11 protein-coding genes are annotated in these 10,370 nt (G+C 59.5%); 6 read left to right on the top strand and 5 right to left on the bottom strand.

What is annotated here, in order from left to right; genetic code table 11:
• Positions 1-1,837 (bottom strand): GAF domain-containing protein (locus tag NW818_RS04410; protein WP_414423934.1); only part of this gene is annotated, 1,837 nt, incomplete at its 3' end.
• Between the two features lie 244 nt (positions 1,838-2,081).
• Positions 2,082-2,894, bottom strand: a complete 813-nt coding sequence (locus NW818_RS04405; protein ID WP_414344800.1) for a TatD family hydrolase — start codon at positions 2,892-2,894, stop codon at positions 2,082-2,084.
• A gap of 174 nt (positions 2,895-3,068) precedes the next feature.
• On the opposite strand from NW818_RS04405, the gene NW818_RS04400 reads away from it, so the two are divergent.
• Positions 3,069-3,656 carry a thioredoxin family protein gene (locus NW818_RS04400; protein WP_041437584.1) on the top strand — a complete coding sequence of 196 codons (588 nt, stop codon included), beginning with the start codon at positions 3,069-3,071 and terminating at the stop codon, positions 3,654-3,656.
• On the opposite strand, the gene hisN is transcribed toward NW818_RS04400, so the two are convergent.
• Complete coding sequence (gene hisN / locus NW818_RS04395; RefSeq protein WP_414423933.1) at positions 3,641-4,450, bottom strand: histidinol-phosphatase; 810 nt, start codon at positions 4,448-4,450, stop codon at positions 3,641-3,643. The two genes, NW818_RS04400 and hisN, sit on opposite strands and share 16 nt — an antisense overlap.
• A gap of 62 nt (positions 4,451-4,512) precedes the next feature.
• On the opposite strand from hisN, the gene NW818_RS04390 reads away from it, so the two are divergent.
• On the top strand, positions 4,513-5,151 hold the full coding sequence (locus tag NW818_RS04390; RefSeq protein ID WP_414423932.1) for a biotin transporter BioY: 639 nt from the start codon (positions 4,513-4,515) through the stop codon (positions 5,149-5,151).
• Positions 5,152-5,331: 180 nt separating this feature from the next.
• Complete coding sequence (locus tag NW818_RS04385; protein ID WP_049749596.1) at positions 5,332-5,772, top strand: hypothetical protein; 441 nt, start codon at positions 5,332-5,334, stop codon at positions 5,770-5,772.
• Positions 5,773-6,065: 293 nt separating this feature from the next.
• On the opposite strand, the gene NW818_RS04380 is transcribed toward NW818_RS04385, so the two are convergent.
• On the bottom strand, positions 6,066-6,182 hold the full coding sequence (locus NW818_RS04380) for a photosystem II reaction center protein I (protein ID WP_011434021.1): 117 nt from the start codon (positions 6,180-6,182) through the stop codon (positions 6,066-6,068).
• 386 nt (positions 6,183-6,568) lie between these two features.
• On the opposite strand from NW818_RS04380, the gene NW818_RS04375 reads away from it, so the two are divergent.
• Together NW818_RS04375 and hemB are read left to right on the top strand one after the other, a co-directional pair.
• Complete coding sequence (locus NW818_RS04375; RefSeq protein WP_414423931.1) at positions 6,569-7,528, top strand: lysophospholipase; 960 nt, start codon at positions 6,569-6,571, stop codon at positions 7,526-7,528.
• A 25-nt stretch (positions 7,529-7,553) separates the two neighbouring features.
• A complete protein-coding gene (gene hemB, locus NW818_RS04370) occupies positions 7,554-8,540 on the top strand; it encodes a porphobilinogen synthase (RefSeq protein WP_414389687.1) in 987 nt (328 codons plus the stop codon).
• Between the two features lie 11 nt (positions 8,541-8,551).
• On the opposite strand, the gene NW818_RS04365 is transcribed toward hemB, so the two are convergent.
• Complete coding sequence (locus NW818_RS04365; protein ID WP_238376986.1) at positions 8,552-9,088, bottom strand: hypothetical protein; 537 nt, start codon at positions 9,086-9,088, stop codon at positions 8,552-8,554.
• A 347-nt stretch (positions 9,089-9,435) separates the two neighbouring features.
• Here NW818_RS04365 and NW818_RS04360 point away from each other — a divergent pair, with 347 nt between their 5' ends.
• Positions 9,436-10,362 (top strand): TIGR01777 family oxidoreductase, encoded by a 927-nt coding sequence (locus NW818_RS04360; RefSeq protein ID WP_414423930.1) that lies wholly within the window; start codon positions 9,436-9,438, stop codon positions 10,360-10,362.
• Positions 10,363-10,370 lie beyond the last annotated feature (8 nt).

Raw genomic sequence — 10,370 nt, 5'->3', positions numbered from 1 at the left:
GGGTGCGCAGCTCGTGGGAGACGGTGCTCAAAAAATCATCTTTGAGGCGGTTGAGGCGCTCCAGCTCACCAATTTGCTGCACAGAAGCCTGGTAGAGGCGGGCCTGGCGGATGGCAATGGCGCAGTGATCCGCCACCTGCTGCACCACCTGCACCTCCAGTTCATCAAAGCACTCGGCTGCCGGCTTCGCCAGCCAGAGATCCCCCAGCACCCCTTGGTCATCCCGCAGCGGGCACACCAGCAGGGTCAGCCCTTCCCGACGGGGGATCCAGCCCTGCCCAGGCAAGTGGCAGAATTGCACCGCTTGACCCCCTTGCAGGTGCCGGTAAAGATCGGGGTAGTCGGCCAAAGTCAGGGTAATCCCGCCGACGGGCGGTAGGGCAGAGGTGTATTCGTAGCGCACCGTCGCCTGGCCAGATGCCCAATCGTAGAGACAGAGATCGCAACCTTGAATGGGCAACCCCAGAGCCAACTCCTGCACCACTGCCCGCAGGATCTGGGCTTCCTCCAAACTGCTGCGCACCTGGTCGGTGACCCGCTGCAAGAGGGCATCCATAGCCAGAGATCGCTGCAGGGCCGCCGTCCGCTCCTGCACCTCCTGCTCCAGACGGGCGTTGAGGGTTTGCAACTGCCGGTAGAGCTGATTTTGCGTAATGGACAGGGCCAAATGTACCCCGACCCGACTCATCAGCTCTTGCTCTGCAGCTGACCAAGCCTTAGGCTCGTCAATTTTCAGCTCCCGCCAGGCAGCAAAAGAGATCAAAGGCAGTTCTTGTCTGGGATCCCCCTGAGCAAACCAACGGTAGCCCGCCCAGTGGGTTTCTTGGTAAACGGCCCCGCGAAACACGCTCAGCCAGCCCACCGGCTGGTCATTCCAGGCGAGCTGGGCCACCAGCAGGCCACGAATGGGCGTCTGCTTCATCTGCTCTTGCAGCTCCGGCCATTTCTCCAAGTGGGAGAGCGACCACATCTTGACCCAGCCCCCCGCTCCTCCGGCCCTTCCGAGCTGCTCCTGTAGCCAGGTGTCGTAGCTGGCCGGGGGTTGCACACCATGACAACAGAGGGTGTCTGCGCCCATAAAGTGGATCCGCAGCCGTGCCCCGATCCCCTGCAAACCGGCAGCAAGCTGCTCCAGCACCGTGGTCAAGGTCGTCTCCGGGTGCAGGGGCGAGTAAACTAGAGCAGCAATTTGGTTGATGAGGCGTTCCTGCTGCGCCTTCTGCCGCGCCTGCTCCAGCAATTCCGCCTGAGCAATGGCAATGGAAACTTGATCCGCCAGCAACTGCACCACCTGCAGCTCTTCTTGGGAGTAGGGACGAGGCTCAGCATGATGGGAGACCAACAGCCCCCATAGCTCCTGGTGATGCATCAGGGGAACCACCAAGGAAGAGGCCACCCCCATGGATTTCAAATAGTGGACATGGCAGGGATCCACAGGCCGCTGTAGCGGCTCGCCCAGAGGAACCCTAGCAGACAACCCCCAAGACTCCGGCTGGCTGATGGAACGGCTCTGCGCCTCCACATCCACAATTACCCGCGCCTGAGCTAGGCGAAACAACCGCCGCGCCTCCTCGGGAATATCCCCTGCCGGAAAAGTCAGCCCCAAGAGCGAGGGCAGCCGCTCCCCTCCTCGCGCTTCCGCCACCACCGTTCCGTGACCTTCGGGATCAAAGCGGTAAACCTTCACCCGATCCGTACCCAAAAAGGCGCGCACCTCCTCCACCGTCGCCCTCAGGATCTGATCCAGCTCCAGGGATTGCCGAATCTGGTGGGTGATGCGGTTGATGAGGGCGTCTCGGCTGGGTCGAGCTTCGGCAGCCCGCGTTTTGGTATCCATAGTTGCAAGCCCCTAGCCCCTGGAATTAGCGGAGAGCATCTAGAAACTAGAAAAATATCTAGAAATACATTCCTTTTTTCCAGCATAGGATGCCTTTGAGAAGAGCAGTCGGAGTTGAAAAGAAAAGTTAAAGAAAAAGTTAAAAATGGCAACCCAGGGTTTCCCGGGTTGGAATCGTCTGAGATCGGGTGAGATCTGGGGTCGGGAATGGCCTACGGTCCACCCGCGCCATCGGAAAGCAGAGCTAGAGGAGAGGCAGCTGAAACAGGCGAGCGGCATTTTGGCTGGTTTCTTCTGCCAGTTTTTCCGGTGGGATTCCCAACAGCTCCGCCAAGGTTTGGGCCACCCGCTGCACGTAAGCCGGCTCATTGCGTTTGCCGCGGAAGGGGGTGGGAGCCAGAAAAGGGCAATCGGTTTCCACCAAAAGCTGGGATAGGGGCACCTCCAAGGCCGACCGGCGGACAGTCTCGGCATTTTTGAAAGTGACAATGCCGCTGAAGCTAATGAAGCAGCCCAGCTCGACAAACAGCCGCGTCTCCTCCGGGGATCCGCTCCAGCAATGCATCACCGCCCGCACTGGCCCCCCCGTGGCCATGGCCTCCTTGAGGATGGCGTAGGTGGCTGCTGCCGCCTCGCGGCAATGGACGATCAACGCCAGATCCTGCGCTTGGGCAATGGCAATCTGGGCCCAGAAGGATTCTTTTTGCCGCTCGATATCCGCCGGGTTGGACTTGTAGAAATCCAGGCCCGTCTCCCCGATAGCCACCACTCGCTCGTCGCTGGCGGCCAGGTGGGCGATCTTTTCGGCCAAATCGGGCTGCCACTGGCCCGCCTCCAAAGGGTGCAGCCCCACCGACAAAAATACTTCCGGATACTGGTCGGCAATGGCCTGCAACTGGGGGAATTCTGCCGGTGTTACACAAGAATGCACCAAACGCCGGATCCCCGTCTGACGCCAGCGCTCGGCCACCTGGGGCAGATCCGCGGCAAAATCGGGGTAATTGAGGTGGACGTGAGTATCCACCAAAGGAGCAGCAGGTAAGACGGCGGTGCTCAAGGCTCAGCTCCCCAACAATCGTGTTGCCAACCTTATCCAATTGTAAAAGCTGTCCCCGGCCTGCTTGGGATCCCTTCTGGCGCTCCCGTTTGCCGGCGAGATCCCCTTGCGACGGCTCCTGTGGGAGCAGGATGATCCACAATGATTGAGGAAACCTTACGCCGGAGGTTTGTTATGGCCCGTACCCCCTCAACCATGCTGCCTTTGGGCACCCCAGCCCCTGACTTCAGCCTGCCGGATGTGGTGAGCGGCCAAACCATCTCCCTCTCCACCTTTGCCGACAAGCCGGCCCTGCTGGTGATGTTCATCTGCCAGCACTGTCCCTATGTGAAGCACGTGCAAGAGGAGCTGGCCCGCCTTGGCAGAGATTACAAGGATCGCGGCGTCGGCATTGTAGCCATCAGCGCCAACGATGTGGAGAAATACCCGGATGACAGCCCAGAGAACTTGAAGAAGATGGCCGAGACCTTGGGCTTTACCTTCCCCTTCTGCTACGACGAAACCCAAGAGGTGGCCAAAGCCTTCACCGCTGCCTGCACCCCCGACTTTTTCTTGTTCGACGCGGATCGCAAGTTGGTCTATCGTGGTCAACTGGACGACAGCCGTCCCAGCCTGACCGATGTGCCGGTGACGGGCAAAGATTTGCGGGCGGCGCTGGATAACCTTCTGGCCGGCAAGCCCATCGATCCCGACCAAAAGCCCAGCCTGGGCTGCAACATCAAGTGGAAACCTGGCAATGAGCCTGCTTATTTCGCTGGGTAGATCCCGCTTTTTTGAATCGCGGCCAGGGCCTGTCGATGCAAGCTGGGGTTGGCTGCCGCCAACACTTCTCCCGTGGAGGTGCGGGTTAAGGGATCCCCTCGCCAATCGGTAATCACGCCACCGGATCCCTCAATCACCGGCACAAGGGCAGCAAAATCGTAGAGGGCAAGGCCACACTCCATCACCAGATCCACACAGCCGCTGGCCAACAGGCCGTACTGGTAGCCATCGCCCCCATAGGAGGTAATGTGAACTGCTTGGCTGAGCCCCTGGAAGCACCGTTGTTGGTCGGGTTGGGTGAACAAATCAGGGGTGGTACAGCTCAAGTAGGCGCGGCTGAGGTCGGTATTGGCCTTGGTTTGAGCAGCCTGTCGGTGAGAGGGGGTCATCCATTGGGTGGGTTGTCCCCGTACCCCCAGCCAGCGTTCGCGCAACACCGGTTGATCGATGATGCCCAAAATGGGGCGGTCTTCTTCCAAGAGGGCAATCAGAGTAGCAAAGGTGGGCTTGCCGGTGGAAAAGGCGATGGTGCCATCCAAGGGATCCAAAACCCAGGTATAGAGGGATCCCGTCTGGTGAAAACCAAACTCTTCGCCAAGGATGCTGTGTTCTGGCACTTGGGCCATCAGCAAAGCTCGCATGGCCCGCTCTGCCTCCCGGTCGGCCACCGTCACAATTGGGGAGCGGGCCTCTTTGTATTCGGCTTGCAGTTCTCCGCGAAACAGGGGGCGAATCACCGCTCCGGCAGCATCGGCCAGGGCCTGGGCCAGTTCAATCCACTCTGCCTTGACCACCTTTTGCCCACCCCATCTGCCCCTTCCCTTTCTTAGCATAGGGAAAAATTTCCTCTCGGTTTATGCGGTCTGGCTTGCTCTTAACTCCTCTGGAATGGCTTTGGACGGCGATTGGGGTCCTCCTGACCATTTTGGGCACCCTAACCCATTTGAGTTTTCCGCCCGGGCTGCCTGGGTTGGGGGGATACAGCTTTTCGCTGCAAATCGGGGGCGTGTTGCTGACGGCTTGTTTGGCGGGGCCGGTGGCGGCGGTGTGCGCCCAGATCGTCTACCTAGGGTTGGGGCTGGCAGGGCTACAGGTGTTTGCCCAAGGGGGAGGGTGGCAGTACCTATACCAGCCTGCCTTTGGCTACTTGCTGGGGTTTCTGCCAGGAGCCTGGGCCTGCGGGACAATTGCTTTTCCGCAACGGGATCCCTACCCTTCTCCCCCGGCCCACCAACGTGCTGTCGATGGGAAGCGGTTGGCAGGAGGGATCCCTTACTCCCCGGTGGGCCTCCAAGAGCTGGGATCCGGCAGCTTGGTGGCTTTGGCCTTAGTTCACCTGACCGGGATTCTCTACCTTTTGGCCACACAACCCTGGAATGGGGAGTTGCTGAGGTTGATAGGGCTTTACTCCGGCTATACTCTGCCGGGACAGCTCATCGTGGCCAGCTTTGTTGCGGTGATAGCGTTGCTGTTGCGGCGCTTGCTGCTGCTCTGAAGCAAGGGAATCAACTCTGCGCAAAGGCCCATGCAGATTTGGGTCGTGGCGCATCTTTTCTCAAGCTGCAGAGGCAGAAAGTAACTTAGAAAAGTAACTTAGAGCTGTGCCGCTCAAGCGGTGGTACAGATTCTGGTCAAGTCTTGCCAGGATGGATGGGTTTGCGTGAGGAACTGAGGGATGCAACGGACTGCTCTCACCCTTTTGGCCACCGGCTTTTTGGCAACCGGGCTGGCTGCTTGTGGAGATGGCGGCAGCTCAGGGGGCTCGATCCTGCCCCCACCCCAAGGCCCAACGGTTTCGTTTATCAATGCGCCCACCTCGGTGCGGGTAGGCACCTCCACGCCGGCTTTTACGGTGCAGGTGAGTGTGCCGGGTGGTGCTCGTCCAACGCAGTTCCTCGAGCTGGAAACTTTCAACCCCAGCGGCGTGCGCGTGCAAAGGGAATTCTTCAGCCCACAGCAGGCCGGCTGTAACCCTGGGGCCACCTTTTGTAGCTTCAGTACCGATTTCCGCGTTGCCCTCGGGGATCCCATCGGCGTTTGGCAGTTCCGGATTACCGCGTTTGACCAACAGAATCGCTCCGGATCCCAGACATTGCTGATTACCGCCTTCCAGTGAGCCAGCCGAGTTGCCAGCTTTGAGACGAGGCCATTCACTCCAGAGGGGAATGGCCGCCACAGGTCGTGCCAGCGGGACGGAGTTGCAACAAGACTGAATCTCGCTCACCGCTGCTGCAACCCATGACCAGCAGCAACTTTGTCGCTACCCCGCCAGCAGGAGCTCCCTGGGCATCCGTTCTCCCATAGCTAGGGCAACCAGCAAGGTTCGGCAAAAACAGGGCCAGAGGCATGCTCCCTCAAGCGATGATCCAGTTATCACTGGAGTTCGCAAGCTGCCCAAGGCGGGATCCCCTACTCCAGGTCTCGACGGTTGGGGTTGCGGGAGGGGTCGTTGCTCAAAAAACCAAACACAAAAAGCCCCACAAAAAAGATGACAACCGCGTAAACAGAGATTTTCAGTAACAGCATAGTTTCAGCAACCCGTTTCCGACTGAGTGAACTGATGAAGCGATAAGGCAATCGTAAAACAAGGGTGAACCACCCCAGAGAGGGGATCCCGTTCAACCTGAGACCCCGCAAAACTTCTTCACAACATCATACCTCTCAGAGGGCCTTTTTCCCGCAAATGGCCCCAGTCTCCCCCCGAGAGATCCTTTCATCCCATCCTCAGAAAAGGCTGCAAAGCCCGGCATGTCGGGGATCCCCGGCAAGAGCAGAGATTGTTAAGAAATATGCTGGGCTGGAAACAAAGATTGCAACTCCTCAGCGGCGGCAGCGCTCGCGGGCGACCGGGACATAGGAAGATATAATTTGCGGCTTTGCCGGGTCTTGCCGGACGTGTGTTGGATTTGCCCATGCCTTTTGATCGGTTAGGTGACTTAGAGGCTCTGGATGGGCGGTCGGGAGCTCAGCCGCAACCTTCGTCGGGGATCTATCGGCCCCAGGAGTTGCTGCTTTCCGATGGGATCCCGGCTTTTCTGCACCACTGGCCCCAGGGATCCCCTTGCGGACGGGTGTTGCTTTTGCACGGCAAAGGGGATCACGGCGGCGGGTTTTGCCCTTTGGCCGGCGAGTTGGCTGCTCAAGGGTGGGAGGTTTTGGCGCCTGACATGCGGGGATTTGGTCGCTCCGGCGGGATCCGCTGCTGGATCGACCGTTTCAGCCAATATCAAGCGGATCTGGAGAGGATCACGCAGCAGATTTGGCCGCAGAAAGGGATCCCGCAGATCTGGTGCGGGTACAGCGCGGGGGCCAACTGGGTTACGGAATATGCCCTCGCCCATCCCGACCAAGTGCAGGGCCTGGTTCTCATCTCTCCGGCTTTTCGCATCGACCACTATTTCACCCCTTTTACCCACGCCCTTCTGCAAGTTTTGGACAGGGTTGCTCCCCAGCTGGCCTTAACTGGCCTCTACGAGCCGGCGCGGGTGACTTCCCTACCCGAGCAGCAAGCCGCCTTTGCGGCGGATCCCTACATGTGCGGTGTGACGCGGGCCAGATTCACAGCCGAACTGGTGCGCAGCGGGCAGCGCTGCCTTGATCAAGTCCATCGGCTCTGCCTGCCGGTTTTGCTGCTTTACACCTCTGCCGATATCGTCGTCAATCCTGCGGGAGCTGTGGATTTTGCCCGTCGGCTGCCCCAGGGAGAAATCCACGATTTTCCCCAGTCCCGCCACGATCTTTTACACGACTGCCAAGCCGAAGCGGTAAAAGAGACCCTTCGCCGCTGGCTGGCTCGGCATTTTCCCTCTGCCCCGGATGTCGCCTCTCGCCGGACGACCAACTCAGCCCCTACCGACCTCATGGCAAAATAGAAACGCCCTCTTTCCTGCTGCTCCCATGAGCCAAGACCTGATCTACCGTCCCCGTCGGCTGCGGCGCACAGAGGCCTTCCGCCAGATGGTGCAGGAAACCCACCTGCGGGTGCAGGATCTGATCTATCCCCTGTTTGTCATGGAGGGGGAGAACCAGCGGCAGGAAGTGGAGTCGATGCCCGGCTGCTACCGCTACACCCTAGACCTGCTGCTAAAGGAGGTGGAAGAAGCCGCTCAACTGGGGATCCCGGCGGTGGCCCTGTTCCCGGTGGTGCCGGAAGAGAAAAAGGATCCCACCGGGCAGGAGTGCTTCAACCCAGAGGGCTTGATCCAGCGGGCGGTGCGGCGGATTAAACAGGAAATTCCCGAGATTTTGGTGGTAACCGATGTGGCCTTGGATCCTTACAACAGCGACGGCCACGACGGCATTGTGCGGGATGGGGTGATCCTCAACGACGAGACGGTGGAAGTTTTGGTCAAGCAAGCCCTCTCCCAAGCAGAGGCGGGAACGGATATTGTGGCCCCCTCGGACATGATGGACGGTCGTGTCGGTGCCATTCGGGAGGCCCTGGATGACCAAGGCTACACCGATGTGGCGATCCTGGCCTATTCTGCCAAATATGCCTCTGCCTTCTACGGCCCCTTCCGCGATGCCCTGGGATCCGCGCCCAAATCCGGAGACAAAAAAACCTACCAAATGGATCCCGCCAATGCTCGGGAAGCCATCAAGGAAGTGGAGCTGGACGAAGCCGAGGGGGCGGACATGGTGATGGTGAAGCCGGCCCTGGCCTACCTGGACATCATCTACCGAGTTAAGGAATCGACGGATCTGCCCGTGGCTGCCTACAACGTCAGCGGCGAGTACGCCATGATCAAAGCCGCCGAACAAAAAGGCTGGATCGACGGCAAAAAAGTGATGATGGAATCGCTGCTGGCCATGAAGCGGGCCGGTGCCGATATCATCCTCACCTACTTTGCCAAAGAGGTGGCCTTGCTTCTCAAACAAGCCTAGGCAGAGGCAGCCTACGGCCTGGCAGACGGCTGGGTGGACTGCCCGATCCAGGAAGGGTGGGTGTTCTTCTCGTCGTCCGCCACCCAGGTACTGGGATCCACCAAACGCACCTGAATTTGATTGCGTGGCACCCGATTCAGCCGTTCCTTGATCAGGGCCTCCTGCTGCAAGGGATCCATACCTCGATCCACCCCCTCCTGCAGCCGAGAAATCCGAGTGGACAAGACCTCGATATGCCGCTCCAGAACCTGGAGCCGGTGGTGCTGAGCCAACTGCACCGGCAAGAGGCGATACAAACCACTGAGGGCAGCCGCCGTAAACAAGACATTCACCCCGATGTGACAGGCCATCTCCCAGACTTGAGGCTCGTGGCCAGGTTCTTGCCGTCCGCGCCGGCGGGAGCGCTGGACAGGGATCGTCCGCCGACCGGAAATTGGGAGAGAGGAGGGAAACCCTGCCCGAACCAGGGATCCCTGCCCTTGGGAGCGATGCACTCGTGGAGCAACAGAGATGTCCAGCCGCGGCCCAGCAACCTGCTCTGCACGCATAGACACGTGGCGAGCCGGGGTACGGGAAGAAGACTTGGGTGTCACGGGTGAAGGGAAGAAAATAGGGGGACGATGAACCACCTCTGCTGCCAAGAAGCGCAGCTAGGGCCTATTGAAGCCGATTTTTCCAGGTGTGTCAGGCTTTGCCGCAAAACATTTTTATTCTTGGGCTTTCTTGGGCTCTGCCACTTCGCCAAGCTCAGCAAACGGATGGCGGGATCCCAGGCAATGGCCAACGCGGGGCAGGAAACGCGCTAGGCTAGAGGTTCGAGTAGCGGAAAGGCTCTGCACCGTTCAAAGGACAAGGGCGGCACAGGGCTTGTGCAGATGCAAGTCGGATCCACATCATGCGCATTGTCATCACGGGTGGAAGTGGTTTTATCGGGCGTCGCTTGGTGGCCCGTCTGCTGGAGCAAGGGGATCAGGTTTTGGTCTTGACCCGCCGCCTGGAGCAGGCCCGCCGCATTTTGGGGGAATCCCCCAACCTCAAGCTGCTGCCCTACGATCCCTACCAACCGCAAGCCTGGGCAGCCGCCCTGGAAGGGTACGAGGGGATTGTCAACTTGGCCGGAGAGCCTTTGGCTTCTTCTCGCTGGACAGAGACCAAGAAAAAAGAAATCCGTCGTAGCCGTGTGGAAACCACCCAGGCCCTTGTCCAAGCTCTCGCCTCCCTCAACCAAAAGCCCCAGGTGATGATCAGCAGCTCGGCGGTGGGTTACTACGGATCCCATCCAGAAGGGGATCCCCTGACGGAGACGGATCCCCCGGCCCAAGATTTTCTGGCAGGAGTCTGTCAGGCCTGGGAAGCTGCCGCCCGGCCGGTTGAGGAATTGGGGATCCGTTTGGCCATCCTGCGCACGGGGATTGTGTTGGGTCCGGATGGAGGAGCGCTGGGGCAGATGCTGGCCCCCTTTCAGTTCTTTATCGGCGGAACGATCGGCTCCGGCAAACAATGGCTGTCTTGGATCCACCGCGAGGATTGGGTGAGCTTGGTCTGCTTCCTGCTGGAGCAGGGATCCGGAGTGTTCAACGCCACCGCTCCCAACCCGGTGCAGATGGAAGAGTTTTGCCGAACCTTAGGCCAGGTCTTGGGTCGCCCCTCTTGGTTGCCTGTGCCGGAGCTGGCGTTGGAACTGCTGTTGGGCGAGGCAGCTCAAGTGGTTTTGACGGGGCAGAAAGTGATCCCGCAAGCGGCTTTGCAGATGGGCTTTACCTTCCAGTACCCACAACTGAAAGAGGCATTACGACAGATCCTCCTGATACATTTACGCTGAACACTGCT

It is taken from the genome of Synechococcus sp. R6-5 (assembly GCF_047461775.1).
In the GTDB taxonomy this organism is placed as follows: domain Bacteria; phylum Cyanobacteriota; class Cyanobacteriia; order Thermostichales; family Thermostichaceae; genus Thermostichus.
This window is presented reverse-complemented; position numbering and strand designations above follow the sequence as displayed.